Raw genomic sequence first — 25,079 nt, forward strand, 5'->3', positions numbered from 1 at the left:
GGGCATGAAGCCCGCTTAACATCCGCCCCCCATGAGCAAACAATTGATCATCGCCGAGAAACCTTCCGTCGCCCAGGACATCGCCCGGGCGCTGGGCGGTTTCACCCGCGAGGGCGACTATTTCGAGAGCGAGCACTATGTGCTCTCCTCGGCGATCGGCCATCTCCTGGAACTGGCGGTGCCCGAGGAATACGAAGTGAAGCGCGGCAAGTGGAGTTTCGCCCACCTGCCAGTGATCCCGCCGCATTTCACGCTCAATCCGATCGACAAGACCGCCGACCGCCTGAAGCTGCTGGTGCGGCTCGCCAAACGCAAGGATGTCGTCGCGCTGATCAACGCCTGCGATGCGGGGCGCGAAGGCGAGCTGATCTTCCGTTACATCGTCCAGTTTGCCAAGATCGACAAGCCGATCCGCCGGCTGTGGCTACAGTCGATGACGCCGCAGGCGATCAAGGACGGCTTTGCCCATCTGCGCACCGATGAAGAGATGCTGCCGCTCGCGGATGCGGCGCGCTGCCGCTCGGAGGCCGACTGGCTGATCGGCATCAACGGCACGCGCGCGATGACCGCCTTCAATTCTCAGGAAGGCGGCTTCTACAAAACCACCGTCGGCCGCGTGCAGACGCCGACCCTGGCGATCCTCGTCGAGCGCGAAAAGGCGATCCGCGCCTTCCAGCCGCGCGATTACTGGGAAGTCGAGGCCGAATTCCAGGCGGTGGCCGGCACTTACCGCGGCAAGTGGTTCGACGAACAGTTCAAGAAGTCCGATGACGAACATGCCAGAGCCGAGCGTTTGTGGGACATTCAGCAAGCCGAGGCACTGCGCAAGAAGTGTCTGGGCAAGCCAGGCGAGGTCAGCGAAGAAGCGACCCCCAAGACCGAGGCCTGCCCGCTGCTCTACGATCTCACCTCGCTGCAGCGCGACGCCAACGGCCGCTTCGGCTTTTCGGCCCGCAACACCCTGGCGCTCGCGCAGGCGCTCTATGAAAAACACAAGGTGCTCACCTACCCGCGTACCGACAGCCGATACTTACCCGAGGACATGATCGGCGCGGTCAAGGACACCTTGCGTGCGTTGACCGACTCTCCGCTCGGCAAACATGCTGATGAAGTGCTGAAGAACGGCTGGGTGCATCCGACCAAGCGCATCTTCAACAACGCCAAGGTTTCCGACCACTTCGCGATCATTCCCACCGGCACCCCGCCGAAACACCTCTCCGAGGCCGAGCAGAAGCTCTACGATCTGGTCGTCAAGCGTTTCATCGCGATCTTTTACCCTGCCGCCGAATACCTCGTCACGACCCGCATCACACGCGTCGAGGGCGAGCCGTTCAAGACCGTCGGCAAGGTGCTGGTGACCCCGGGGTGGCTCGCCGTCTATGGCAGGGAAGCACAGGGCGATGAAGAGAACCCGAACCTGCCGCCGCTGACGAAGAACGAGCGGGTGTGGACCAACGACGTCGAGGTGAAACCCAACCAGACCAAGCCGCCGCCGCGCTTCAACGAAGCGACGCTGCTCTCGGCGATGGAAGGAGCGGGGAAATTCGTCGAGGACGAAGAACTGCGCGAGGCGATGGCCGAGCGGGGCCTGGGCACGCCGGCCACCCGCGCGGCGATCATCGAGGGGCTGATCCAGGAAGAATACGTGCACCGCAACGGCCGCGAATTGCAGCCAACCGCCAAGGCCTTCAACCTGCTGTTCGCCCTCGAACAGCTCAAAGTCGACGAGATCCGCTCGCCGGAGCTCACCGGGCTGTGGGAGTGGAAGCTCAGGGAGATGGAGCACGGGCGCTTGAAGCGCGAGGCCTTCATGTCGCACATCGTCGAGCAGACGCGCGAAATGGTCGAACGCATCAAGACCGGCGAACTCCATGACGCCGATTTCGGCACGCTCAAGACACCCTGTCCGAAATGCGGCGGAAAAATCCACGAGACCTACCGCTATTTCAAGTGCGAGCGCTGCGACTACAAGCTCTGGAAGGTGCTCGCCGGCCGCCAGTGGGAACCGGAAGAGATGGACGAGCTGCTCTCGACAGGGCAGATCGGGCCGCTGACGGGCTTTCGCAGCAAGATGGGGCGTGCCTTTTCCGCGGTCATCAAACTCGATGCGGATTTCGCGCCGAAATTCGACTTCGGCAACGAAGAAGAGGCGGCCGAGGAAGTCGATTTCAGCGGACAGGAACCATTGGGCCCCTGCCCGAAATGCGGCGCGCGGGTGTTCGAGCAGCCGATGGCCTATGTCTGTGAAAAGGCCGTCGGTTTGGCGAAGACGTGCGATTTCCGCTCCGGCAAGGTGATCCTGCAGCAGGAAATCTCCCGCGCCGAGATGCAAAAGCTGCTCGAAACCGGCCGCACCTCCTTGCTCAAGGGCTTCGTCTCGAACCGCACGAAGAAGAAATTCTCCGCCTACCTGGTGCGCGGCACGGAGGGCAAGATCGGCTTCGAGTTCGAGCAGCGCGCCGCAAAACCTGCCCAGGCGAAGACGGCATCGAAAGTCGGCGCTGGTGAGACGGCACCGTCGACAAAGAAACCCCCGGCAAGAAAAGCGAAATGACCTCCAGCCATGCCACCGCCTTGTTGCTGGCGATTCTGCGCCTCGACGTCTTTCCGCGCTTGATCGGTGTCGAACCCTCGCGTGCCGATCGCAACGAGGCGCTGGCACTGGCAACCGACCTCGTCGCCAGCGGCAGCGACAAGAACCTGCCACCGATCCTGCGTGCCTGCGCCTTCCTCCCCTTCCTGCACGGCGACACGGCGCTCGACCTCGAACGTGCGGCGGCCCTGTATGCGGGGCTGAGGCGCGAAAGCGGGGACGAAATCTTCGCTGCTGCCCATGACCACGCACGGCGTCGCAGCGAAGCGCTTGCCATCACGAAAAACTGAAACCCTCCTCGCGAAACAGCGCAAGACAAGCATCGACCACCGCCGGATCGTAGCGCGTGCCGCGATGCTGGGCGATCTCATCGAGCGCGGTCTCGACGCCGAGCGCGGGACGATAGGGCCGATACAAGGCGATCGCTTCGACGACGTCGGCAACGGTGATGATGCGCGCTCCCGGCAGAATCGCATCGCCGCTCAATCCGCGCGGATAACCCGAACCGTCCAGATGCTCGTGGTGCTGATAGACCATTTCAGCCACGGGCCAGGGAAAATCGACGTTCTTGAGAATCTCGTAGCCGACTCGCGGATGTTGGCGGATCAGCGCGAATTCGACTTCCGGCAGCTTGCCCGGATAGCTGAGTAGCTCGGCCGGCACGTGGATCTTGCCGATGTCGTGGATCGAGGCTGTCAGACGGATGCCATGCACCGTGTCTTCCGGCAGACCGAGCCGGATCGCCAGCCGCTCGGCCAGCTCGGCGACGCGGCGTTGATGGCCTGCGGTATAGGGGTCGCGCTGTTCGATGGTGGCCGCCACCGCCTGGATCGCGTCCTCCATGCTCTTGTTGAGGCGTTCGAGGTTGTGGCGGCTTTCCTCCTGCAAGCGCACTTGTTCGCTGATGTCCTGGATCGCTCCGTCCCAGACGCGTTCACCGGCTTCGCCGGTGGTAGCCATCGCATTCGCCAAAAGATGGCGCGTGCCGCCATCCGGCGCGTTCCAGCGCATCGTCAAGCGCAGATGAGCGCCGGCTTGCCAGCCCGCCAGTGCCGCCTCCAGTGCGGCGCGATCCGCAGCGTCGAGAGCGCCGAACAGCAGGCCGCTGTCGGTGAGCAACGCTTCGGGAGCGATCCCGAGCACCGTGCGCGCACCGCCACTGACATAAGTGAAATGCCAGCCGCCATCGGCAAGCATGAGCTGGCCGAGCAGTTCGGGCACATTGTTGGCCATGTTGACGAAGCGCTGCTGCGAGGCGATGCGATCGAGCGTCGACTCGATCAGTCCGGCGAGTGCTAGGTAGAGATCGAGACGCTCACGCGGCAAAGGTGCCGTGCCGCAGTGGGCTGCGAGCAGCACATAACTGGTGCGCTGCCGCTCGCGCCCCAGTGGCAGCAGCACGGCGGCATGCGGCGCGGGCAGCTCGATCACCTCACTGGCGAGAAAACCGCTGTCGAACACCGCAGCGACGGTAGATGCCGTGGCGTCCAAACTCACCCCCGGCGGCTCGATGTGCAAGAAACGCACGCGACCGTCTGCCTCGCGCATCGCGAACGCGGCAACGTCGGCACCGAAGAAGCGGCAGACCAGCTTGGCGAGCTGTGGCCACAGATCGTCATAGCGAACGATACCGGCGAGATACTGGGCGGAACGCACCACCGCAGCGACGGGGTCGATAGTGGAAATCGTCATGGTTCAGCTACTGCTCATCGGCCGCAAGTACAGATGCTCGAGGAATGCAGTGTCGAAATTCGCCATCTTGGCGAGATTGACGCAAGATGCCGTCGCCCGGGCACGAGCGAGCATGGCTCTGGCGGATTCCGATAGCAGCAGGGCGACGGCGCCGGTGAGCGCGCTGTTGCCCGCCAGTTCGATGTGTTCGGCCGGCACGTCCGGCAGGAGACCGATCTGCCGGGCATTCTCGACATCGAGATAGCGACCGAACAGCCCTGCCGCCACCACGCGCCGCAACGTTCGCAGGGCAAGCCCCGCCTGTGTGCAGAGCACAGAGATGCCGGCGCCAATCGCGCCCTTGGCGCGCTGCAGCGCATCCACATCGCGCCAGTCGAGCGCCAGCGTATGCTTGCCGACGACGAATTCGTAAGCCGAACGGCCATCGGCGAAACGGCCGACCGGGGTGAGGACACCCTGGCGGCGTAGCCCGGCGACGAGATCGACGAGGCCCGATCCGCACAGCCCACGTGCCTCGTCATTACCGAGGATGCGGGCAATGGGCTGCTCTGCCGCATCGAAGACGACGCGATAAACGGCGCCGGTTTCGGCCGGCATGCCACAGCGGCCGGGGCCGGTCTCGAAGGCTGGACCGCCGGCGGCCGCCGTCACCCACAAGGCGGTGCCCGTCCATAGGGCGATCTCGGAATTGGTGCCGAAATCGATGAACAGAGCCGGCGCAGGGCCAGCCAGCAAATCACTGGCGACCAGCCCAGCGAGCAGATCGGAACCGACGAAGCCTGACAAAGGCGGGATCACCTCGACCTCTGCGACGGGGGCAATGCTCCAGTCGGACGTCCACTCTGCGGTATCCGTCGGCGCGCAATCCAGCGGCGCGCTCCACATGGAAGGCTGGAGCAGCCGTTGGTGATTACGGTTGGCCAGCAGCGCCAGCATCGCGGTGTTGCCGACGATGACCACACGTCCAATCCGACTGGCATCGAAGCCCTCGCGCTGGGCAGCGTCGGCGATCGCCGTACCGATCGCCATCCGCACCTCACCCGCGAGCTGCCGCGCGGTGGCCGGCTCACCGGCAGCGACGAGACGCGTGACGACATCGGCGCCATGATGTCCTTGCGGGTTGCGGCCAAAGCGCAGCCCGAGGCGCCGGCCGCTGGCAAGCTCATGGAAGGCGAGCGTCAGGTGACTGGTGCCGAGGTCGACCGCGAGGCCGAGTGGATTAACGATGCCAGGCGGCCGCGAACGATCACAATTCGTCACCGGCAGGGTGGCAGCCACCAGGCCGGGGGGCGGGGTGCGCCATTCCGAGGGGGGCGCCGGGTCCAGCAACGCTACGGCGATATCCCCCGTCGGGTGGATCTGGCAAGCCAGCCGCACGCCGGCAGCGCGGTCAGTAGCCTCGATCTGCAGGAGTTCCGCCGCTGTGGGTGCCCCAACCGTACCGTCAAGCAACCGCACGCGGCACAAGCCGCAGGCGCCCAGCCCGTGACAGGCCGAACGCACCCGGAAATCGGTGGCGTCGAGCAGATCGCGCAACGATTGCCCCGGCTCGTAGTCGATCACGTGCCGCTCACTGCGGACGAACAGGGTCAGCCGCGGCATGGCGGAAAGCTTGCAGCGGCTTCAGCCAGCGCGCGCAACGTAGCGGCTTCCGACTCGGGCGGAATCTCGCAACCCGAAGAAAGGATGAAGCCGCCGCGCGCAGAAAATGCCTCGATCAAGCCAGCCGCCTGGCGGCCGATTCTTGGCGCGGCCTCAGGCAGGAGGAAATCGAGCGACTTGAGGTTGCCGGCCAAACAAGTGTGCGGCAGCAGCCGCTGTGCCGTGGCTGCATCGATGTAGTAGTCGAAAGTCGCGATATCCACGCCGATCTTTGCATAAAGTGGCAGGATCGGGGCCGTCGGTCCGGCGATGTTGAGCCAGACGATCTGTGCCCCGGCGGCCCGCAGTCCCGTGACGAGCCGTGTCAGACGCAGCTGCAGATGCTCGCAGAAGAAGTCCGCCGGGACTACCGCCGGCGAAGCCGCCGGATCGAAAATGACGATTGCATCAGCGCCCGCCGCCAGCTGGGCCGTGCCAAAAGAAAGCGCCGTCGCCAGGGCGAGATCGAGCGCGCTGCTGAAACGCGCTGGGTGGTCTGCCGCAAGGAACAATGCCGTCTCGGTGCCGTACAGCTGGGTAGCGAGCGTCATCGGTCCGGTGAGGGCTCCCATCACACAAGCGCTGTCGCCGAGCGCCTTGCGCTGCAAGCCGATCGCACGCAGCACCTCGGGCAGACGGCCTGCCGACGTCGGCTCGGGCGGCACGAGACGGGCCGCTTCTTCCTCCGGCGCCAGGGCGGGGATGACGATGTCCGGATACTGCGCGTCGTAATACTTGAGCCGCGCTCCCAGAGCCTCGGCCTCGATACTGAAATCGGTGAAGGCAAACACCGCGTCACAGCCAAAGCTTTCCCTCAGACGCAACTGACATTCGGCCAGCAAACGACCGTCACGCAAATAGTCGCCCAGGCGGACGCCGGCGGCGGACGCAGCATAACCGAACAGCTGCGGCACCAATGGAACGCGGTCGGTTGGTCGGAAACGGACGGCGGCGAGAATCCGTTCGAGGCTATTCATCGCACGGTGCCTTCCGTCGTCACCAGGTTTTCCAGATAGCGCGCGCCGTCGAAGGCGGTTTCGGCAACGTAATCGACATCGAGATCGGCCGGCGACAGCTGTTTGAGCGCGGCACCGCCGGCGACAACCGTTACGCGATCGAGACCGCGCCTGCGCAACGCCGGGCGCACGCGCCGCACCTGTGGCACGACCGTGCTGATCAGGCCGCTCACCAGTACGGCGCGCGCCTGCTCACGGCCGGCAGCCTCTGCGAGGGTTTCGACCGGACAGTCGCGGCCGAGATCGACGACACGAAACCCTTTGCCGAGCAACACGGTGCGCACGATGTTCTTGCCGAGATCATGCACATCGCCCTCCAGAGTCGCGATCACGAAGGTGGCGCGACCCTTCTCGGGCTGGAGCCCTTCTGGAAACAACTCATGCACCACCACCGCAACCGCCCGGCCAACCAGCATGATTTCCAGCAGGTTGAACTGTTCGATGGTGCATTTCTCGTCGAGGCGGTCCATGGCGACTTCCAACCCCTCGGTGACGATCGCCTCGGGGCTTACACCGAGAGCGCGCAGGCGGTGCGTTTCCTTCAGTGCTGCGGCATGATCGCCGGCAAGCAGCGCGGCGATCAACGGAGCAAAATCGATGGCAGGGGAATCTGGCAGCGCGTGGCCGACATTCGACATTTATTGACTATAGCAGCGCAAACCAAGGGAGGAAACCCAACAGATCAAGTTTGCGCCCAGAAGCGATCGATGTGCTCGATGCCCTACGTGGACGCATCCTCACGGCCGACGATTTTTCCGCCGGCTGCCTGGCGAGATCGATGATTTCCGGCGGCAGGTAGATTTTCGATTTGGTCGAAAAAAACACCTTGACCCGGGGGACCAGCAGCGATTGCGGCGATTGCTCGACGACGACGCCGAGGCGGCCCGAGGATGGTTTCACAAGGGGAGCTGATCGACGGAGATTTTTTTCAACATGCTAGACTCGCCGCCCTCTCTCCAACCGAAACGTCATGGAGCTTTATCCTCTCTTCCAGGCGCTGATTCTCGGCTCAATCGAAGGCCTCACCGAATTCCTGCCGATCTCCAGCACCGGCCATCTGATCCTCGCCGGCGATCTGCTCGATTTTAACGACGAGCGCGGCAAGCTGTTTGAAATCGTCATTCAGTCCGGCGCCATCCTCGCCGTGGTCTGGGAATACCGCCACCGCTTCGGCAAGGTGCTCGCCGGCCTGCCCGGCGATCCGGTCGCGCGGCGTTTCGTCGTCAATCTCTTCATCGCCTTCCTGCCGCTCGCGGTGCTGGGGCTGCTCTTTGGCAAGGCGATCAAGGCCACGCTGTTTGCGCCCATACCGGTCGCCCTCGCCTTCATCGTCGGCGCCTTCATCATCCTCTGGGCCGAGCGGCGCACGCATACGATCACCATCCACTCGGTCGACGACATCACGCCGTGGGATGCCCTGAAACTCGGTCTTGCCCAGGCCTGCGCCTTGATTCCCGGCACCTCGCGCTCGGGCTCGACCATCATCGGCGGGCTGTTCTTCGGGCTTTCGCGGCAGGCGGCTACCGAATTTTCCTTCTTCCTCGCCGTGCCGACGCTCGGTGCCGCGACCGTCTATCAGCTCTACAAAGAACGCCATCTGCTCGTCTGGGACGATCTCGGCCTGTGGGTCGTCGGCTTCGTCTCCGCCTTCGTCACGGCTTTCTTGTGCGTGCGCTGGCTGTTGCGCTATATCAGCCACCACGACTTCACGATCTTCGCCTGGTACCGGATCGTCTTCGGCCTCGTCGTGATCGCCACTTGGCAGCTTGGGATCGTCGATTGGACCAGCCCCTGATTCTCTATCTGCACGGCTTCACCAGCGGCCCGCAGTCGAAAAAGGCGCAGGCGCTGGCACGTCGCATGGCGGAGCGGGGCTTGGCCGACCGTTTCCTCTGCCCCCAGCTACCCGCCTCGCCTGCCGCCGCCGTGGCGCTTGCCGAGGAGATCCTCGCGAAAGTCGGCGCTGACGGAAAAAGAAACGTCCCGCCGGGCGCCGACTCATCTCGAAAAGTCGGCGCTGGCGGGACGGCACGGGTAACCCTCGTCGGCTCCTCCCTCGGCGGTTTCTATGCGACGTATCTCGCCGAGCGGCACGGCTTGCGCGCCGTGTTGGTCAATCCGGCCGTCGTCGCCGCGATCGAGCTCGAACGCTACCTCGGTCCGCAGACCTGGCTCCATAGCGGCGAATCCTTCGAATTCACGCGCGCGCACATCGCCGAATTGCGCGCGCTGGAAGTGCCAAAGCTTGCCGATCCCTCACGCTACTGGCTGCTGGTCGAGGAAGGGGATGAAGTGCTCGATTACCGCGTCGCCGTCGCCCGCTATGCCGGCGCGCGGCAGACCGTGCTGCCCGGCGGCGATCACGGCTTCACGCGCTGGGAGGCCTATCTCGACGAAATTCTCGCCTTCGCCGGCCTCGTATAATCCGTCGCCCGCCTCTTTGCTCGCCTTTCCATGAACGTCCTCTTCGAAGAGGATGGCGCCTTCAAGACCGGCACCATCGTCGCCGACCACGACAGCTCCTTGCAGGTCGACACCAGCACCGGCAAGCGCATCAAGCTGAAAGCCGCCCACGTGCTGCTGCGTTTCGAGCAGCCCGCGCCTGACGAATTGCTCGCGCAGGCCGAAAGCGAGATGGCCGGGATCGATACCGAGTTTCTCTGGGAGGTCGCGCCGGAAGGCGAATTCGACTTCGCCGAGATGGCCACCGAGTATGTCGGCCACACGCCGAACCCGGTCGAAGCGGCTGCGGTGCTCTTGAAGCTGCATGCGGCGCCGATCTATTTCCACCGCAAAGGGAAAGGACGCTTCAGACGCGCGCCGCCGGAGATCCTGCAGGCCGCGCTCGCCGGGCTGGAAAAGAAGCGCCAGCAGGCGCTCGCCATCGAGCGCATGGTCGAGGAGCTCAAAGCCGGCCAGCTGCCAGCGGAGTTCGCGCCCCTGCTGCCCGAACTCCTCTACAAGCCCGACCGCAACAAGCCGGAAACCAAGGCGCTGGAGGCCGCCTGCGCGGCGACCCATGAAACGGCCGAGCGGCTGCTTTTCCGCTGTGGTGCGATTCCTGATACGCACGACTATCACCTCGGCCGCTTTCTCTTCGAGCACTTCAGGAGCGGCACGGGCTTTCCGCCCTACGCGCCGGCCGTCGCTCCGGCCGACCTGCCGACCGCACCGGTGCGGGCGTTTTCGATCGACGATGCGCACACCACCGAGATCGACGATGCCTTCTCGGTCGAGCAAAAACCCGATGGCGGCATGCGCGTGGGGATCCACATCGCTGCGCCGGGCCTGGGCTTCGGACCGGATGCCGATCTCGGCAAGATCGCCCGCCAGCGTCTGTCGACCGTCTATATGCCGGGCAACAAGATCACCATGCTGCCCGAGGACGTCATCAATGCCCACACGCTCGCCGCCGGACAGGATGTCCCGGCGCTGTCGCTCTATCTCGACATCGCGCCGGATTTGCGCATCCTCGCGCACGAGACGAGGATCGAGCATGTGCCGGTGGCAGCCAATCTGCGCCATCACGACATCGAGCCCAAGTTCAACGCCGAGACGCTCGCCGCCGGCACGGTGCCCGAGTTCGAATTTCGCGACGAACTGGTGCGCCTGTGGGAGCTCGCCACGGTGCTGGAAGCCGGCCGCGGCAAGGCGGGGCAGCAAAACCGCAAGGACTACACCTTCCGCATCGACTGGGAGGTCGAGACGCCGCAAGGGCCCGGCCGGGTGACGATCGAGGAGCGGCCGCGCGGCAGTCCCCTGGATACGCTCGTCGCCGAGCTGATGATCGTCGCCAACACCACCTGGGGGGCGCTGCTGCGTGATGCGAAACTCCCCGGCATGTATCGCGCCCAAACGGCGGGCAAGGCGCGTATGACGACGGTGGCCACCCCGCACGAGGGGCTGGGCGTCGATTGCTATGCCTGGTCGACCTCTCCCCTGCGGCGTTTCGCCGATCTCGTCAACCAGTGGCAACTGATCGCGCTGTTGCGCAACGAGAAACCGCCCTATCCCCCGAAGTCTGCGGAGTTGATGGCGGTGCTCAGGGACTTCGAGCTCACCTACGCGAGCTACGCCGAATTCCAGCGCCAGATGGAACATTACTGGTGCCTGCGCTGGCTCTTGCAGGAGGAAGTGAACGAGGTCACGGCCCAGGTGCTCAAGGAAAACATCGTGCGCTGCGAGACGCTGCCGTTGATCCTCCGCGCCAGCGGCATGCTGACGCTCGAGCGCGGCACGCGCGTGCGGCTGGCCATCGCCGACGTCGACCTCTTGGCCGCCGAGGCGAAAGCCACCTTCGTCGAGCTGCTCGGCCCGGCCCCCGAGGCCGTCGAGGAGGAGGAAGGGGAAGGGTAGAATTTCATCATGCCCTTCGCCCTCCCCTGGCCCACTTCGCTCGCCCGCCTCGCCCCAGCCGAGCGTCACCTCGCCGTGGCGCTGGTGGTTTCTGTTTTCCTGCACGCCGTCCTGCTCTCGATACACTTCAAGCTGCCAGAGAAGCTGGACAACGTGCGCGAGCAGGCGCTCGACGTCATCCTCGTCAATGCCAAGCATGCCGAAAAACCCGTCAAGGCACAGGCCAAGGCGCAGGCGAATCTCGATGCCGGCGGCAACACCGAAGCACCCCGGCGGGCGAAAACCCCCTTGCCACCCAGCCGGGAAAGCCACAGCGGCGACGACCTCGTCGCCGCCCGCCAGCGCGTCGCGCTGCTCGAACAGCAGCAGCGCGAGCTGCTCACCAAACGTGGCACGGAGCATGCCATCCGGCCGCAGACCGAACCCACTCTCGATGCGCAGCAGGCCGAGATCTCCGGCCGCGATCTCGCCACTGCGGCGCGGGCATTGGTGCGGCTGGAAGCGGAAATCGGCCGTTCGATCGACGAATACAACCAGCGGCCGAAACGCAAGTTCATTGGCGCGCGCGTCGAGGAATACCGCTTCGCGCAATATGTCGAGGACTGGCGGCAGAAGGTCGAGCGCGTCGGCAACCTCAACTACCCCGAAGCGGCGCGCGGCAAGCTCTACGGCAGCCTGATCCTCACCGTGGCGATCAAGAACGACGGCAGTCTGGAACGTGTCGAGCTCAACCGTTCCTCCGGCCACAAGGTGCTCGACGAGGCCGCGCAGCGCATCGTGCGGCTGGCCGCGCCTTTCGCTGCCTTTCCGGAGAACATCCGCCGCGATACCGATATCATCGAAATCACCCGCACCTGGACGTTCACCGGCGCGGATCAACTCTCCACGAACTGAAGGAATTGTCATGGCCCTTTCCGCCGACGACGTCAGCATGGCGCTGTTCTGCGATTTCGAAAACATCGCGCTCGGCGTGCGCGATGCCCAATACGAAAAATTCGACATCAAGCCGGTGCTCGAACGCCTGCTACTCAAGGGCAGCATCGTCGTCAAGAAGGCCTATTGCGACTGGGAGCGCTACAAGAGCTTCAAGGCGGCGATGCACGAGGCGAATTTCGAGCTGATCGAAATCCCGCACGTGCGCCAGTCGGGCAAGAACTCCGCCGACATCCGCATGGTGGTCGATGCGCTCGACCTCTGTTACACCAAGAGCCACGTCAATACTTTCGTCATCATCTCGGGCGACTCGGATTTTTCGCCGCTCGTCTCGAAACTGCGCGAGAACGCCAAGCGGGTGATCGGCGTCGGCGTCAAGCAATCGACCTCCGACTTGTTGATCGCCAACTGCGACGAGTTCATCTACATCGACGACCTGATGAGGAAACGGAGCCGCGAGGACAAGCAGGCCAAGAAGCCCATCGACCCGCAGGAAATGGAGGCGCGCCGCGCCAAGGGTCTGGAGATGGCCGCCGCCACGCTGGAAGCGCTGCTCGAAGACCGCAGTGACGACGAGAAGGTCTGGGCCTCGGTGCTCAAGGAAGCAATCAAGCGTCGCCATCCGGGTTTCAACGAGGCCTATCACGGCTTCAAGACCTTCGGCGCACTGCTCGAAGAGGCGGCGCGGCGCGGGCTGATGGAAGTCGGCCGCGAGGCCAACAGCACCTATGTGAAGCGGCGCCTCGCGCAAACTTCGGCCGAAACGACACCGACCGAAACCACAGCCCCCGAGCCTGCGACGATGCAGCCGAGCGCATCCACGGCAGGGGGTGCCGTCCCGCCAGCGCCGACTTTACGAGGTGAGGCGGCGCCCGGCGGGACGCTCCCAATTCCGCCAGAACCGGCTTTGGAATCTCCGCCGGCAGAGGCCGCCGAAACCACAGCCGCGCCGGCGCCCCGCCGTCGCAGCCGCGGCCGCAAACCCGCCGCAGTGACCGAAGTGCCAGCCGCCGCAGAATCCGCTCCCGTGGCGCCCGCCACACCCGCCGAAACGGCGCCGGCCGCTCCCGTCGAGGCCAAGGTCGAGACGCAGGAAAAGCCCGCCCGCAAGCCGCGCAGTCCGCGGCGCCGGAAAAATCAGGCGCCGGCGACGTCGTGACTCCCGCCGCGCAACTTGCCGTCTTGCCGCCAGTGCGCTCAAGCCGGATCGCCAAGCCAAGGCGCCAGCCGGCACACGTACATTTCACTGTACCGGCATCACATACTCTCGGACGGCAATCAGCCGCGCCCAGGAAAGCGGGCTCCAATCGGCTTCCGCCCAGATGCCGGCGATGAGCACCGCCGCCGCCGTGACGAGCGGCGGCAGAAGCAGCAGCCGGCTCGTCTCAAGGGAACCCCGCCGCAGGATGTGTTCATCAGGCCAGGTCGCCGGCATCGGCCGCAACCAGGCGCGCCAGAGGATCGGCAGGAAGTAGGCGGCATTCAAAAGGCTCGATGCCCACAACACCCAGATCGCCCAGTCCATGCCGGCCGCGCGCGCACCATCGATCAGCCAGGCCTTGCTCACCGCGCCGGCCGTCCAGGGCGCGCCCATCATGCCGAGCGCGGCGATCGAAAAGGCGAGCGTAGTCAGCGGCATGCGCCGGCCGACGCCGTTCATTTCGCTCACTTTGTGAATTCCCAAGGTTTCCGCGTAGTTGCCGGCGCAGAAAAAGAGTGTGATTTTCATGATGCCCTGATGCACCAGATGCACGAGCCCGCCGATCGTGCCGATCGGCCCAAACAGGGCGACACCAAGCGCGATATAGGAGACCTGGCTCACGGTCGAGAACGCAAGACGTTTTTTGAGGTCGTCCTGGGCAAGCGCACGCAGGCTACCCCACAGGATGGTGATCGCGGCGACTATCGCAAGCGGCGTCAATAGATCGAGCGATGCAGCGAATTCGACGCCATAGACCTCATAGACGATGCGCACGATACCGAAAGCACCCGCCTTGACCACCGCCACCGCATGCAGCAGGGCCGAGACCGGTGCGGGAGCTACCATCGCGCGCGGCAGCCAGCCATGCAGCGGCACGAGCGCTGCCTTGACGCCGACGCCAAGGATCAGGAACAGGAAGATGAGCTTGAGATGGCTGGCAGCGGTGGGGCCGAGCGCCGCAGCAAAACCGCGATGACCGAATTCGGTATGGCCGGCCAAGTGATGCAACCAGACGATGCCGGTGAGCAGTAGCGTGCCGCCGATCAGGGTGTAGGCGAGATAGACGGTGCCGCCCTTCATCGCCGCTGCGGTGCCGCGATGCACGACCAGAGGGAAGGTCGCGAGCGTCAATAATTCGTAGAAGACGAAGAACGTGAACAAATTGGCCGCCATCGCGATGCCCATCGTCGCGGTGACACACAGGCTGAAGAAGCCAAAGAAGCGGCTGCGGTGTGGCGCGCCTTCGAGGTAACCGATCGCGTAGAGCGTCGTGAGCAGCCACAAGACGGCCGACAGCGAGATGAACAAGAGCCCCAGCGCATCGGCCTTGAAAGCGAGATCGAGCCCTGGCAACACGGCATAGCGGATGCCATAGGCTTCGCCTGTCGCGACGCCAGCGAGCAGCAGGCCGACCAGCACGAGCTTGGCGATTGCACCGAACAGGTTGAGCGTCGTGCGCACACCGATCCAGCGTTCCGGCAGCGTGAAGATGACGAGTCCGGGCAAGAAGGAAGAAGCGAGCACGGCAAGCGGCAGCCATTCCTGCGCAGTCATGCGATCACTCCTGCCAAAGCGACCAACTCGATAGCGCGCAAGCCGATGAGGACACTGGCAGCGGAGAGCACAAACGCCATCCATTCGAGTGTGCGCGGCACCTTGTGGTGCGGCGCTGTTGCGGTAGCAGGCAAAAACGCCTGCCGCAGCACGCGGAAGACATAGACCGCGGTCATCAGGCCACCTGCCAGCACGACGTAGACGATCGGCCACAGCCCGCGGTCGAGCGCGAGTTCGATGAGCTGCCATTTGGCGAGAAAACCCGCCGAAGGCGGCAGGCCCATCAGTGTCATGCCGGACAAACCCCAGGCGAACAGTGTCAGCGGCCGCCGGCTGGCAGCGCCGGCAAGCCCCGCTACCGTGTCCTGGCCGGTCGTTTTGATGAATACGCCTGCTGCGGCAAAAAATCCCGCCTTGGCGAGCCCGTGGGCGAAGACCTGCGTCAGGCCGGCCGCGAGCGCAGCCGGTGCAGTGAATAGTGGAAAGATCAGGAACAGATAGCCGAGCTGCGCCACCGTCGACCAGGCGATGAGCGCCTTGATGCGCTCGGCGCGGATCGCCCGCCAGGAACCCCAGAAGATCGCCATCGCGCCGCACGTCGCGATGAAGCCGGCGAAGCTCGGCAACAGGGCGGCGAAAGGCCCCAACCACAGGCGTAGCAAGAGATAAAACGAGGCTTTGACGACCAATGCCGAAAGCAGGGCCGAGACCGGTGCCGGTGCGCCGCCGTGGGCCGGCGGCAGCCAGAAATGGAAGGGGAACAGGGCCGTCTTCACCATCAGGCCGACGACCATCAGCGCGGCGGCGATCCAGACGAGCCGGGGTGCAGCATCGCTCACCAGGGCCGTGAGCATCGCGCTCGATACCGTGCCATAAGCGCCATAGAGCAATGCGACGCCCAAGAGATAAAGACCCGAACCGACCAGCGTGGCAAAAAGATAGCGCAATGCCGCGGCAAGCTGTCGCGTGCCGCCCTCGGCGGCGACCAGCCCCACTGCCGCCAGTCCGACGAGTTCGAGCGTGACGTAGAGATTGAACAGATCAGCCGAGGCGAACAAGGCGTTCATGCCAGCCAGCAAAAAACCCGCAAGCGGCCAGAAGTAACGGCCGGTGGGATCCCCGGCACGAAAGTAGCGGTGCGCATAAATGAACAGCGGCAGTGCGACGCACTGAGTGAGAAGAAGCAAGGCAGCCGAGAGTCCATCGGCGGTCAGATCGATGCCGAGGGGGGCGTCCCAGCCGCCGACGGGGTGATGATGTGCCGTTCTGTCAGCGCCGACTTTCAGCGCCAGCGCCACGGCAAGCGCAAGCTGAGCCGCGGCGCCCGTGATGGCGAGCCATGCACCACGCGCCGGCCCAAACAGGAAAGCGAGCGTCGTCCAAAAGAGCGGCAGCAGGATCAGCCAAATCAGCGGATCACTCATCCTCTGCCTCGGGCAATTCTGGCTTGCCTGTCAGCGCCTGAAGCCGGCGTACGAGGGCGAGCGCCAAGGCGGTGGCGGCCACCGAAACGACGATGCCGGTGAGCACCATCGCCTGTGGTAGCGGATCGGGCAGATCGTTGCGCTGTGCCAGACCCACCAGCACCAAAAAGGCACCGCTACCCATCAGGTTGAAGGCGAGGATGCGGCGCAGCAGGTGGCCAATCAGCACCACGCCGGCCAAGCCGAACGCAAACAGGGCGAGACCGACCAGTGCGTAAAGGAGTCCGCTGCTCATCATCCCCCGTCTTCATCGCGCGAAAGGAAAAGGAACAGGCCGGCAAGAATCAAACCGAGTGAGACCGTCAGTCCCGCCTCGATCGTCAGGATCAGCCAGCCTGCCGCCGAGGGCGGATATTGGAGCAGCGCGCCTTGCATCAGCAACGCGGCAGCGATGGCGAGAAAAACAATAAAGCCGACGGCGAATGCGAGGCGCAGCCTTAGAGCCGGCGTGCTCCAGCCCGGCAGCAGGCCGACGAGATGCATGAGCACCGCGGTGGCGGCCAGCACCGCGGCAGCCTGAAAGGCCCCGCCCGGGCGATGCGCGCCGGCCCAGAGGAGATAAATGGCGACGACGATCATTGCCGGGGTCGCCACGCGGGCCAAGGTTTGCAGCAGGGGGTGTGCCGCGCGTGTTGGCGGCGTGTCTGTCCGTTCCGCCACCGCGAGGATGGCCAAGAGGGCGATGAGCAGCACGGCGACTTCGAGCAGCGTGTCGTAGCCGCGGTAGTTGAGCAGCACGGCGGTGACCGGATGGCGCGTACCGGACTCGGCCAGATGGGTGGTGACCAGGGTGCGCAGATCGACGGCGGCCGGCCCGAGTTCGAGCATTGCTCCGGCGGTGAGGACGACGAAGCTAAGGGCGAGCAGGATGACGCCGAGTCGCTTCATGGCCGTCTCTTGCGCCGCTTGAGGGCGCCATAGGCATCCAGCAGCAAGGCGCCGGTGAGCCCCGCGCCGATGGCCGCCTCGGCAAGTGCGATGTCGGGCGCGGCAAGCCGCGCCCAGGCCAGCGTCATCAGCAGACCGAAGGCGATGAAGAAAACGATGGCGCGATCGAGCCGTGTCGTCGTCAGCGTGCGCCAGGCGCTCCACAACAGCGCAAAGGCGAGCAGGAAATCGAAGACGATCATTCCTCGTTCTCCCCGCGCCACGGACGAATGCCCAGTGCCACGGCGCGACGAGCGATCGCGAAACCGACTGTGGCGCTCGCTGCGAGTACGAGCGGCCAGATCAAAAGCAGCTTTACCGCCAAGACAAAGTCGTCGGCTTTCAACGCAAGGCCCAAAAGGATGCAGCCCAAGCCGAGATTGTCGGCCTTGGCGAGCGCATGCAAGCGACTATAGACATCCGGAAAGCGCAGGAGCCCCAACGTCCCGGCAAAAAAAAACCCCGCGCCGAGGATGAGCAGCGCTGCGGCGAGCCAATCAATCATCGCTGCCCTCCCCGCCGCGCCAGGCGCGCTTGGCGAAGGCGATGCCGCCGATCGCGGCGAGCAATGCCAGAACCAGCGCCACATCGATGAGCGGCGTACTCGCCGAGACGACCGACAACAGTGCGAGGATGCCGGTGCCAGTGGTACCGAACAGCAAAGCCATCAGCATGCGGTCGGCAGGGGTGGGCCCGCGTGCGGCAGCAAGAAGCGCGACGACGAGGTTGCCGAGCAGGAAAACGGCGGTAAGGAGCATCAACGTCGTCATGGCTTGACCCCGAACAGGCGACCGATGGCCACTTCGAGCGCCCGAGTGTCGCGGGTCACCGGCAGTCGCTCATCGAGCACGTGAAGTTTGAGCGTCACCCCATCGAGATCGACACCCACCGTCCCCGGCATCAGGCCGAGGATACCAGTCAGCATGAGGCGTGGAGTGCCCGGCGGTAGCAGCGCCGTCATCTCGACAAAACCAGGACGCAAAGCGGCGCGGCCACGGAAGGCCAAGGCGGCGACTTGCATGCCTCCGCGCAGCGAGTGCCAGAAAAAGAAACCGAGAAAGCCTGGCAGGGCAGTGAGTTGAATGGACGAGGATGTGGGAGGCGATAGTTTCACGCTCGCCCAGGTCGCAGCCACGACCGCAGCCCCGCCCAGCCACGCGGTATCGCTGCGCCCCTCGGCGAGCAGCCACCAGAGGATGGCGAACATCGAGCCGCGCAGCACGATCGCTCGCATCATGGTGCCGCCCCGCCAGCGCCGACCGCTGGCTTCGTCCCTTCTGTTTCTGCTGGGAGCATCCCCCCGTCTTGTTGAATAGGTGGGGGCGTCTTCCCGCCAGCGCCATCCTTCGACACGGCATGCAAATTCGTGAACAACCGCGCCGCCTTGGTCACCTGCTCACCCGCGCGGCGGAGAGCACTCGCTGCGCGCAGCCGGGCGTCCATTGCCGCGACGGGTAAGACGCCTTGGGCACCCGCTGCCAAGAGCGCCGCTTTGAGCCTTTGATAGTCCGCCTCGAAAGCAGTCAGCGCCGCTTGGATGCGTTCGCCGGGCGGCAATCCCTGTGCCGGATCGACGGTGTCCAGCAGCGCTTCGCCGCGTTGGCAGAACGCTGCCGTTTCAGCGGCGAGCACATCCTCTGCCGGCATTTCCGCCAGCGCGGCTCCCGCTTCGGCGGCTAGTTCGGCGGCGGCTTCGTAGTAACGAGCGACGCGCAGCAGCTCGGGCAGACGTTTGGCGCTATCGACCGCCATGCCCGTTCGGTTCAACTGGGCGATGAAGTCCGCAATCGCCAGAGAGAGCCGGGCGACGCTGCGCTGGTTGCCATCGGCCACCGGCTGGGGACCGAATGCCGTACGCACACTGCGTAGCGCGATCGTCCCCATGCGGACGATTTCCCGCTCGAGCGCATCGAGCGCCAGCGCTGGCACGGCCAGCACCGTCTTGTCGAGATAGCGCGGCCGCGCTTCGTCTTCCTCGGCGCTTTTGAAACGCTGCTGCAAGAAGGTGGTCAGTTGCTCGGCGAGCGGCCAAATCAGTGCGACGCCGAGAACGTTGAATGCGGTGTGAAAAAGCGCAAGTTGCGCCGCCGGCGCACGGTCGAGGCCGAGCATCTCGCGCAGAGAACCGAGGAGTGCGAGCAGCCAGGGCAAAAGTGCGAGTGCGACGATGGCGGTCAGCACATTGAAGAGAACGTGCGCCATGGCGGCGCGCTTGGCGTTGGGCGTCGCCCCGATGGCGGCAAGCAGCGCCGTCACGGTCGTGCCGACGTTGGCGCCGATCACTACGGCAGCGGCGGACTCGATGGTCACCAGGCCGGTTTGCGCGGCCGAAAAGGCGATTACCAGCGCGGCCGCCGAGGCCTGCATCAGCACCGTCATCAGGATGCCGACCAGCACCATGGCGACAACGCCGATCATGCCCTGCCAATGAGGCAGCTGGAAGTCGGCGGCGACGCCGGAAAAGGTGTCCTTGAGCAGGTCGATGCCGAGGAAAAGCACGCCGAAACCGGCGAGCGCCGTGCCCACCGCGCCGCGGCGCGCGTTTTCTCCGGTGAGCCGAAGCAGCATGCCGATGCCGATCAACGGTAGTGCGATAAGGTCGATCTTGAATTTCATGCCGACCAGGGCAACCAGCCAGCCGGTCATCGTAGTACCGACGTTGGCGCCGAACAGCACCCACAGCGCCTGGCCGAGCGAAAGCAGGCCGGCATTGACGAAGCCGATCGCCGCCACTGTCACCGCGCTCGACGATTGCACCGCAATCGTCACCAGCGCACCCGAGGCAAGCCCGCGCAGGCGGGTCCGGGTCGAGCTGGCGAGGATGCGCTCGAGCGCAGGCCCGGCGGCAAGCCGCAAACCGTCGGTCATCAGCCCCATGCCGAGCAGAAACAGGCCAACCCCGCCGACGAGTCCGCCCGCCATGTTCTCCGTGTTCATTGGGCCGCCCGGCGACGCCAGACGAACTTTTCCGCCTCTACCGCGCAGAAAATCGCCAGACTCCCTATAAAAACACGCAGCCAGGTTTCGGCATTCAGGTCTGCGGTGCCAAAGAGCGCCTGCTTGAGTGGCACGTGCGTGACGGCAAACTGCAAGACGAGCAGCAGCACGATCGCTTTCAGTATGACCGGATTAGCGGGCAGTCCGTCACGCCTGAGCGCCGGTGCAAATAATCGCCGGCAGTTGAAAAGATAGACGATTTGCCCCGCGACCAGCATATTGACGGCGGCGGTGCGCGCGAATTCGAGCGTCATGCCACGGGAAAGCTCCCAGAGGAACAGACCGTATGAAGTGGCAACCATGAGCATGGTGACGAAAACGATGCGCCAGAGCATGAAGCCATTGATCAGCCCCTCGCGCGGATTGCGCGGCGGGCGCGCCATCAAGCCCGGCTCCGGCCGTTCGAAGGCGATGGCAAGCGAAAGCGTGACGGCCGTGACCATGTTCACCCAGAGGATTTGCACCGGCGTGATCGGCAGCGTCGCGCCGGCCAAGACAGCGACCGCCACCATCGCCGCCTGACCGAAGCTCGTGGGCAGCACGAAGACGACCGCCTTGCGCAGGTTGTCATAGACCGTGCGACCTTCCTCGACCGCGGCGGCGATCGAGGCGAAATTGTCGTCGGCGAGCACCATGGCGGCGGCCTCCTTGGCGGCTTCGGTGCCCTTCTTACCCATCGCGATGCCCACATCGGCGCGCTTCAGAGCGGGAGCGTCATTCACCCCGTCGCCGGTCATCGCCGCCACCTCGCCATTGGCCTGCAAGGCAGCCACCAGGCGCAGCTTGTGCTCGGGACTGGCGCGGGCGAAAACGTCGGTTTCTGCGACGGCACGCTGCAAAGCGGCATCATCGAGCGCCTCGATGTCGCTGCCGGTCATCGCCCGCTCGGTGTGTTGAAAACCCATCTTGCGGGCGATCGCAGAGGCGGTGATGGCATGATCCCCGGTGATCATCTTGACACGGATGCCGGCGCTGCGGCAGGTGGCCACGGCGCGGATGGCTTCCTCGCGCGGCGGATCGACGAGCGCTGCCAGCGCCAAAAGTGTCAGTCCTGCCTCGACGTCGGCGAAGGAAAGTTCGCGCTGGCCGCGCTGCATCGGCGCCGCCGCCAAGGCGAGCACGCGAAAACCCTCCGCAGCAAGCGACTCGACGCGGTGCTGCCAAAAGGCCAGATCGAGCGGCAGGTCGCTCCCCGCGACACGCTGTTTCGCACACATCTGCAATACGACTTCCGGCGCGCCCTTGACGAAGGCGAACACATGTCCGGCATGGTCATGATGCAAGGTAGCCATGAAGCGGTGTTCGGATTCGAACGGGATGACGTCGATGCGGGGTAGCATTGCGCCCATGACGCGCATATCGAGTCCCGCCTTGGCAGCCAATACCAGGAGCGCGCCCTCAGTCGGATCGCCTTCGATGCGCCACGCGTCGTTTTCTGCAATGAGCCGCGCATCGTTGCACAGCAGCGCCACGCGGGCGATGTCGGCCAGCTCAGGCAGTTCTTCGAGCGGCGCTTCGCGGCCATCGAGTTGAAAACCGCCGTGCGGCGCATAGCCAATGCCCGAGACCTCGATGCGCCGTTCTGCGGTGATGAGCCGTTGCACGGTCATCTCGTTTTGGGTGAGTGTGCCGGTCTTGTCTGAACAGATCGTCGTCACCGCGCCCAAGGTTTCGACCGCCGGCATGCGGCGGATGATCGCGTGGCGGGCCGCCATGCGTTGCACGCCGACCGCCAAGGTGATGGTCATGATCGCCGGCAGACCCTCTGGAATCGCGGCAACGGCCAGGCCGACCGCGGCGAGGAACATTTCGCCGGCCGGCTGCTGATGCACCAGCATGCCAAAGACGAGCACGAGGGCAGCCAGCACCAGGATGCCGACGGTGAGCCAGCGCCCGAAACCCGCCATCTGGCGCATCAGCGGTGTCTCGACACTTGCCACGTCGGCGAGCATGCGGCCAATGCGACCCATCTCGGTGGCATCCCCAGTCGCAACGACAATGCCCTTGCCTTGACCGAAAACCACCAGGGTGCCGGAAAAGCCCATCCCTTTGCGATCACCGAGCGGCGCATTCACCGCGACTGGGGCAACCGACTTCTCCACCGGCTCCGATTCACCGGTCAGCGCGGCTTCCTCGATGCGCAGATTGCGTACTTCGATCAGGCGCAGATCGGCCGGCACCTTGTCACCCGAGGCGAGCAGCACGATGTCGCCAGGCACGAGCATGGTCGCGTCGATTTCCTGTCGCCGGCCATCGCGCAGCACGGTGGCGGAAGGCGAGAGCATGGCGCGGATCGCCTCGAGCGATTTTTCCGCCTTACCCTCCTGGATGAAACCAATCAGGGCGTTGATGATAACCACGCCGAGAATCACACCGCAATCGACCCAGTGGCCAAGACCCGCCGTCACTGCGGCCGCACCCAGCAGCACGTAGATCAGCACATTGTGGAATTGCAGCAAGAAGCGCATTAGGGGCCCGCGCTTCTTCGGCGGGGTGAGACGATTCGCTCCGTATTGCCTCAGCCGTTGTGCCGCCTCTTGCGTGGTCAGCCCTGAGGCCCGATCGCTTTGCAACTCGGCAATGGCGACATCGCCCGGCAGGGCATGCCAGAAGGGAGTGGTCATGATCGCCCCCCTGCTCAGGGTGATAACAGCACGTCGCAGGGAGCGTTGTAGAGCACGTTTTGCGTCACGCTGCCCAGCAACCATTCTTCGGCCTCGCTGCCGCCGTGCCGGCCGATGACGATGAGATCGGCATCGTGTTGCATCGCCTGGGTACAGATGGTTGGCGCAGGGCTGCCATACACGGCCCAGGTTCGCCATCCTTCCACCCCGTCGATCGCTGCGGCAAATTCGCGTAGCTGCGCTTCGGCACGGCGGCGCTCGACATCGCGGTAGTGCTCGACGTCTGCATCACCGGCACCGGCCAGCCGCATACGGCCCTCGAAGGCAACCGAATAGACGTGTAGCAGCGCACGTTCTGCGGTCGGAAAGAGCTCGCGCGCCAGCAGTGCAGCACGCCTCGCGCAGTCGGAAAAATCGGTGGCGATGAGGATGCGTCGATAGCCGGCACTGGCAGGACGACGGGCGAGCAGCGCCGGCACGCCGGCACGCTTGAGCACCTTCAAAGCGGTGCCGCCCACGAAGGTATCGCCAACCCAATTTTCGCCATGCTCGCCGACGACGAGCAGACGTGCGTGCCGCTCGACGACGAAACTGGCAATGCTCGCCGCGGCACGACCGGTACGGGTTTCGGCAACAACATCGATGCCATGACGGGTAGTGAGATCGGTAGCAAGCCCAGAGAGCCGCTCTCGCGTAGCAAGAACCGGTTCCTGGCCATGCCAGCGTTCGGCATCATAAAGTTGGGTGATCGTTGCCCACAAGCCGTCATTGAAGACGTGCAGCAAAACCAGCTCGGCGCCGAGCTGCTTTGCCAGCAGTGCGCCGCGTTCGACGGCAATCCGTGCGCCATCGGAGAGGTCGGTGGCGACGACAATGCAGTTCTCAGCGCCGCTGAATGGCTTGAAGTTTTCGGCAGTCATGGTCGTTTCCTCTCGCGATGGGCAGGAACGGTGAGGAGCTTACACTGCCAGCGCGCTGGCTGCCATCATCTGATCAGTAAAACCTCTGCACCTTAGAAAAGCAGCAAGGCTGCAGCAAATCAAATCTAGCCTGTTTTTGAAGTCGAAAAAATTCGTATTATTTGAACCCAGATTATCCATTAGACCGTCCTGTAACCCGCTCAAGTGCGTGCAAGCCTTGGTGATGCCAGACTTGCGCGGACGCTTTCGGTCTGCGGGCGGGTGCTGTCTGCCCGCGCTCCACGCCAATAGACACCGTTATTGGCTCGTCGCGCGGACGCACATCGCCTCGCCCTCGCCACGAAATCGCCTCGCACCTTAATGGACAATCTGGGTTGAAGTCGTGCTTCGAAAAATCGGATGAAAGCTCCTGTCTGCCACCCGAAGGTGCTTCGATGAGAGCGGCACCACGCTGGCTGCTGCGTGCTCTGGCTTTGTTCGTGTTGGCCTTGCTCGCCTGGCAGGGGTGGTATCTGGGCTGGGTGCTCTGGTGGCGTGACCATGATCCCGGCCAAACGCGTTTCATGGCACAGCGCCTCGCCGAGCTGCGCGAAAAGAACCCGCAGGCGCAGCTGCGCCACAGCTGGGTGCCTTACGCGAAGATTTCCCTCCATCTCAAGCGCGCGGTGGTCGCTGCCGAGGACGACAAGTTCATCGATCACGAGGGTTTCGACTGGGAAGGCATCCAGAAGGCGCTGGAAAAAAACGAGAAAAAGGGCCGAATCGTCGCCGGCGGCTCGACGATTTCGCAGCAACTAGCGAAAAATCTGTTCCTCACCTCGGCCAAGACGCCGGGCCGCAAACTGCAGGAGGCGATCATCACCGTCTGGCTGGAAACCTTCTGGGACAAACGGCGCATCCTCGAGGTGTATCTGAACGTCGTCGAATGGGGCGAGGGCGTCTTCGGCGCCGAGGCCGCGGCGCGGCGCTATTTCGGTGTCGGCGCAGGTCAGCTCGGGCCGGAACAGGCGGCACGGCTGGCGGTGATGCTGCCGGCCCCGCGCAGATTCGAGAAAAACCCGTATTCCGACTACCTCAACCGGCGCACGCAGCAAATTGTCGCGAGGATGCACCTCTCTTCCGTGCCTTGAGGTGCAGCGCC

The 25,079-nt window shown here is 64.5% G+C and carries 24 protein-coding genes; 8 read left to right on the top strand and 16 right to left on the bottom strand.

What is annotated here, in order from left to right; genetic code table 11:
* Positions 1–31 precede the first annotated feature (31 nt).
* Both M52SOB_RS12530 and M52SOB_RS12535 read left to right on the top strand, forming a co-directional pair.
* Positions 32–2,554 carry a DNA topoisomerase III gene (locus tag M52SOB_RS12530; protein WP_131112117.1) on the top strand — a complete coding sequence of 841 codons (2,523 nt, stop codon included), beginning with the start codon at positions 32–34 and terminating at the stop codon, positions 2,552–2,554.
* On the top strand, positions 2,551–2,883 hold the full coding sequence (locus M52SOB_RS12535) for a DUF924 family protein (protein WP_131112118.1): 333 nt from the start codon (positions 2,551–2,553) through the stop codon (positions 2,881–2,883). The genes M52SOB_RS12530 and M52SOB_RS12535 overlap by 4 nt, the downstream gene beginning before the upstream one ends.
* Here M52SOB_RS12535 and M52SOB_RS12540 read toward each other — a convergent pair.
* Genes M52SOB_RS12540 through M52SOB_RS12560 form a run of 5 tightly spaced genes read right to left on the bottom strand, consistent with a single transcriptional unit; the run spans position 2,870 to position 7,842 of the window.
* Entirely contained in the window at positions 2,870–4,285 is a 1,416-nt protein-coding gene (locus tag M52SOB_RS12540) for an HD domain-containing phosphohydrolase (RefSeq protein ID WP_131112119.1), read from the bottom strand. The two genes, M52SOB_RS12535 and M52SOB_RS12540, sit on opposite strands and share 14 nt — an antisense overlap.
* Before the next feature lie 3 nt (positions 4,286–4,288).
* Entirely contained in the window at positions 4,289–5,887 is a 1,599-nt protein-coding gene (locus M52SOB_RS12545; RefSeq protein WP_131112120.1) for an ASKHA domain-containing protein, read from the bottom strand.
* Positions 5,875–6,903 carry a uroporphyrinogen decarboxylase family protein gene (locus M52SOB_RS12550; protein ID WP_131112121.1) on the bottom strand — a complete coding sequence of 343 codons (1,029 nt, stop codon included), beginning with the start codon at positions 6,901–6,903 and terminating at the stop codon, positions 5,875–5,877. Before M52SOB_RS12550 ends, M52SOB_RS12545 begins: the two co-directional genes overlap by 13 nt.
* The gene (locus tag M52SOB_RS12555; RefSeq protein WP_131112122.1) at positions 6,900–7,580 is read right to left on the bottom strand and encodes a cobalamin B12-binding domain-containing protein; all 681 of its coding nucleotides are present in this window, start codon (positions 7,578–7,580) and stop codon (positions 6,900–6,902) included. Before M52SOB_RS12555 ends, M52SOB_RS12550 begins: the two co-directional genes overlap by 4 nt.
* 7 nt (positions 7,581–7,587) lie before the next feature.
* The gene (locus M52SOB_RS12560) at positions 7,588–7,842 is read right to left on the bottom strand and encodes a hypothetical protein (RefSeq protein WP_131112123.1); all 255 of its coding nucleotides are present in this window, start codon (positions 7,840–7,842) and stop codon (positions 7,588–7,590) included.
* A gap of 70 nt (positions 7,843–7,912) precedes the next feature.
* Here M52SOB_RS12560 and M52SOB_RS12565 point away from each other — a divergent pair, with 70 nt between their 5' ends.
* The 5 genes from M52SOB_RS12565 to M52SOB_RS12585 are packed head-to-tail and all read left to right on the top strand — an operon-like array spanning position 7,913 to position 13,390.
* The gene (locus M52SOB_RS12565) at positions 7,913–8,737 is read left to right on the top strand and encodes an undecaprenyl-diphosphate phosphatase (protein ID WP_131112124.1); all 825 of its coding nucleotides are present in this window, start codon (positions 7,913–7,915) and stop codon (positions 8,735–8,737) included.
* Positions 8,722–9,366 carry a YqiA/YcfP family alpha/beta fold hydrolase gene (locus M52SOB_RS12570; RefSeq protein WP_284155109.1) on the top strand — a complete coding sequence of 215 codons (645 nt, stop codon included), beginning with the start codon at positions 8,722–8,724 and terminating at the stop codon, positions 9,364–9,366. Before M52SOB_RS12565 ends, M52SOB_RS12570 begins: the two co-directional genes overlap by 16 nt.
* 30 nt (positions 9,367–9,396) lie before the next feature.
* Positions 9,397–11,298: a ribonuclease catalytic domain-containing protein gene (locus tag M52SOB_RS12575; RefSeq protein WP_131112125.1), complete on the top strand. Its 1,902-nt coding sequence runs from the start codon at positions 9,397–9,399 to the stop codon at positions 11,296–11,298.
* A gap of 9 nt (positions 11,299–11,307) precedes the next feature.
* Positions 11,308–12,192, top strand: coding sequence for a TonB family protein (locus M52SOB_RS12580; RefSeq protein WP_131112126.1), 885 nt, complete (start codon positions 11,308–11,310; stop codon positions 12,190–12,192).
* Between the two features lie 10 nt (positions 12,193–12,202).
* Positions 12,203–13,390, top strand: coding sequence for an NYN domain-containing protein (locus tag M52SOB_RS12585; protein WP_131112127.1), 1,188 nt, complete (start codon positions 12,203–12,205; stop codon positions 13,388–13,390).
* 84 nt (positions 13,391–13,474) lie between these two features.
* On the opposite strand, the gene M52SOB_RS12590 is transcribed toward M52SOB_RS12585, so the two are convergent.
* Genes M52SOB_RS12590 through M52SOB_RS12640 form a run of 11 tightly spaced genes read right to left on the bottom strand, consistent with a single transcriptional unit; the run spans position 13,475 to position 23,938 of the window.
* Complete coding sequence (locus tag M52SOB_RS12590) at positions 13,475–14,986, bottom strand: proton-conducting transporter transmembrane domain-containing protein (protein WP_131112128.1); 1,512 nt, start codon at positions 14,984–14,986, stop codon at positions 13,475–13,477.
* Positions 14,983–16,410 (bottom strand): complex I subunit 5 family protein, encoded by a 1,428-nt coding sequence (locus tag M52SOB_RS12595; RefSeq protein ID WP_131112129.1) that lies wholly within the window; start codon positions 16,408–16,410, stop codon positions 14,983–14,985. The genes M52SOB_RS12590 and M52SOB_RS12595 overlap by 4 nt, the downstream gene beginning before the upstream one ends.
* On the bottom strand, positions 16,403–16,708 hold the full coding sequence (locus tag M52SOB_RS12600) for an NADH-quinone oxidoreductase subunit K (RefSeq protein ID WP_284155110.1): 306 nt from the start codon (positions 16,706–16,708) through the stop codon (positions 16,403–16,405). Before M52SOB_RS12600 ends, M52SOB_RS12595 begins: the two co-directional genes overlap by 8 nt.
* A complete protein-coding gene (locus tag M52SOB_RS12605) occupies positions 16,705–17,358 on the bottom strand; it encodes an MnhB domain-containing protein (protein WP_131112130.1) in 654 nt (217 codons plus the stop codon). Before M52SOB_RS12605 ends, M52SOB_RS12600 begins: the two co-directional genes overlap by 4 nt.
* Positions 17,355–17,600 (bottom strand): Na(+)/H(+) antiporter subunit B, encoded by a 246-nt coding sequence (locus tag M52SOB_RS12610; RefSeq protein WP_131112131.1) that lies wholly within the window; start codon positions 17,598–17,600, stop codon positions 17,355–17,357. The genes M52SOB_RS12605 and M52SOB_RS12610 overlap by 4 nt, the downstream gene beginning before the upstream one ends.
* Positions 17,597–17,902, bottom strand: coding sequence for a monovalent cation/H(+) antiporter subunit G (gene mnhG, locus M52SOB_RS12615; RefSeq protein ID WP_131112132.1), 306 nt, complete (start codon positions 17,900–17,902; stop codon positions 17,597–17,599). Before mnhG ends, M52SOB_RS12610 begins: the two co-directional genes overlap by 4 nt.
* Positions 17,895–18,167 (bottom strand): MrpF/PhaF family protein, encoded by a 273-nt coding sequence (locus tag M52SOB_RS12620; protein ID WP_131112133.1) that lies wholly within the window; start codon positions 18,165–18,167, stop codon positions 17,895–17,897. Before M52SOB_RS12620 ends, mnhG begins: the two co-directional genes overlap by 8 nt.
* Positions 18,164–18,634: a Na+/H+ antiporter subunit E gene (locus tag M52SOB_RS12625; protein ID WP_131112134.1), complete on the bottom strand. Its 471-nt coding sequence runs from the start codon at positions 18,632–18,634 to the stop codon at positions 18,164–18,166. The genes M52SOB_RS12620 and M52SOB_RS12625 overlap by 4 nt, the downstream gene beginning before the upstream one ends.
* Entirely contained in the window at positions 18,631–20,334 is a 1,704-nt protein-coding gene (locus M52SOB_RS12630; protein ID WP_131112135.1) for a Na/Pi cotransporter family protein, read from the bottom strand. Before M52SOB_RS12630 ends, M52SOB_RS12625 begins: the two co-directional genes overlap by 4 nt.
* Complete coding sequence (locus M52SOB_RS12635) at positions 20,331–23,018, bottom strand: cation-transporting P-type ATPase (RefSeq protein ID WP_131112136.1); 2,688 nt, start codon at positions 23,016–23,018, stop codon at positions 20,331–20,333. Before M52SOB_RS12635 ends, M52SOB_RS12630 begins: the two co-directional genes overlap by 4 nt.
* 14 nt (positions 23,019–23,032) lie before the next feature.
* Positions 23,033–23,938, bottom strand: coding sequence for a universal stress protein (locus tag M52SOB_RS12640; RefSeq protein WP_131112137.1), 906 nt, complete (start codon positions 23,936–23,938; stop codon positions 23,033–23,035).
* A gap of 434 nt (positions 23,939–24,372) precedes the next feature.
* Between M52SOB_RS12640 and mtgA the strand changes: the two genes are divergently transcribed.
* On the top strand, positions 24,373–25,068 hold the full coding sequence (mtgA, locus tag M52SOB_RS12645; RefSeq protein ID WP_131112138.1) for a monofunctional biosynthetic peptidoglycan transglycosylase: 696 nt from the start codon (positions 24,373–24,375) through the stop codon (positions 25,066–25,068).
* Positions 25,069–25,079 lie beyond the last annotated feature (11 nt).

The organism is Sulfuricystis thermophila (assembly GCF_004323595.1).
Lineage (GTDB): Bacteria > Pseudomonadota > Gammaproteobacteria > Burkholderiales > Rhodocyclaceae > Sulfuricystis > Sulfuricystis thermophila.

Excerpts from the sequence above, each read along its gene's own strand:
- M52SOB_RS12530 (WP_131112117.1), top strand. The coding sequence starts at position 32 with ATGAGCAAACAATTGATCATCGCCGAGAAACCTTCCGTCGCCCAGGAC.
- M52SOB_RS12535 (WP_131112118.1), top strand. The coding sequence starts at position 2,551 with ATGACCTCCAGCCATGCCACCGCCTTGTTGCTGGCGATTCTGCGCCTC.
- M52SOB_RS12540 (WP_131112119.1), bottom strand. The coding sequence starts at position 4,285 with ATGACGATTTCCACTATCGACCCCGTCGCTGCGGTGGTGCGTTCCGCC.
- M52SOB_RS12545 (WP_131112120.1), bottom strand. The coding sequence starts at position 5,887 with ATGCCGCGGCTGACCCTGTTCGTCCGCAGTGAGCGGCACGTGATCGAC.
- M52SOB_RS12550 (WP_131112121.1), bottom strand. The coding sequence starts at position 6,903 with ATGAATAGCCTCGAACGGATTCTCGCCGCCGTCCGTTTCCGACCAACC.
- M52SOB_RS12555 (WP_131112122.1), bottom strand. The coding sequence starts at position 7,580 with ATGTCGAATGTCGGCCACGCGCTGCCAGATTCCCCTGCCATCGATTTT.
- M52SOB_RS12565 (WP_131112124.1), top strand. The coding sequence starts at position 7,913 with ATGGAGCTTTATCCTCTCTTCCAGGCGCTGATTCTCGGCTCAATCGAA.
- M52SOB_RS12575 (WP_131112125.1), top strand. The coding sequence starts at position 9,397 with ATGAACGTCCTCTTCGAAGAGGATGGCGCCTTCAAGACCGGCACCATC.
- M52SOB_RS12580 (WP_131112126.1), top strand. The coding sequence starts at position 11,308 with ATGCCCTTCGCCCTCCCCTGGCCCACTTCGCTCGCCCGCCTCGCCCCA.
- M52SOB_RS12585 (WP_131112127.1), top strand. The coding sequence starts at position 12,203 with ATGGCCCTTTCCGCCGACGACGTCAGCATGGCGCTGTTCTGCGATTTC.
- M52SOB_RS12590 (WP_131112128.1), bottom strand. The coding sequence starts at position 14,986 with ATGACTGCGCAGGAATGGCTGCCGCTTGCCGTGCTCGCTTCTTCCTTC.
- M52SOB_RS12595 (WP_131112129.1), bottom strand. The coding sequence starts at position 16,410 with ATGAGTGATCCGCTGATTTGGCTGATCCTGCTGCCGCTCTTTTGGACG.
- M52SOB_RS12600 (WP_284155110.1), bottom strand. The coding sequence starts at position 16,708 with ATGATGAGCAGCGGACTCCTTTACGCACTGGTCGGTCTCGCCCTGTTT.
- M52SOB_RS12605 (WP_131112130.1), bottom strand. The coding sequence starts at position 17,358 with ATGAAGCGACTCGGCGTCATCCTGCTCGCCCTTAGCTTCGTCGTCCTC.
- M52SOB_RS12610 (WP_131112131.1), bottom strand. The coding sequence starts at position 17,600 with ATGATCGTCTTCGATTTCCTGCTCGCCTTTGCGCTGTTGTGGAGCGCC.
- mnhG (WP_131112132.1), bottom strand. The coding sequence starts at position 17,902 with ATGATTGATTGGCTCGCCGCAGCGCTGCTCATCCTCGGCGCGGGGTTT.
- M52SOB_RS12620 (WP_131112133.1), bottom strand. The coding sequence starts at position 18,167 with ATGACGACGTTGATGCTCCTTACCGCCGTTTTCCTGCTCGGCAACCTC.
- M52SOB_RS12625 (WP_131112134.1), bottom strand. The coding sequence starts at position 18,634 with ATGATGCGAGCGATCGTGCTGCGCGGCTCGATGTTCGCCATCCTCTGG.
- M52SOB_RS12630 (WP_131112135.1), bottom strand. The coding sequence starts at position 20,334 with ATGAACACGGAGAACATGGCGGGCGGACTCGTCGGCGGGGTTGGCCTG.
- M52SOB_RS12635 (WP_131112136.1), bottom strand. The coding sequence starts at position 23,018 with ATGACCACTCCCTTCTGGCATGCCCTGCCGGGCGATGTCGCCATTGCC.
- M52SOB_RS12640 (WP_131112137.1), bottom strand. The coding sequence starts at position 23,938 with ATGACTGCCGAAAACTTCAAGCCATTCAGCGGCGCTGAGAACTGCATT.
- mtgA (WP_131112138.1), top strand. The coding sequence starts at position 24,373 with ATGAGAGCGGCACCACGCTGGCTGCTGCGTGCTCTGGCTTTGTTCGTG.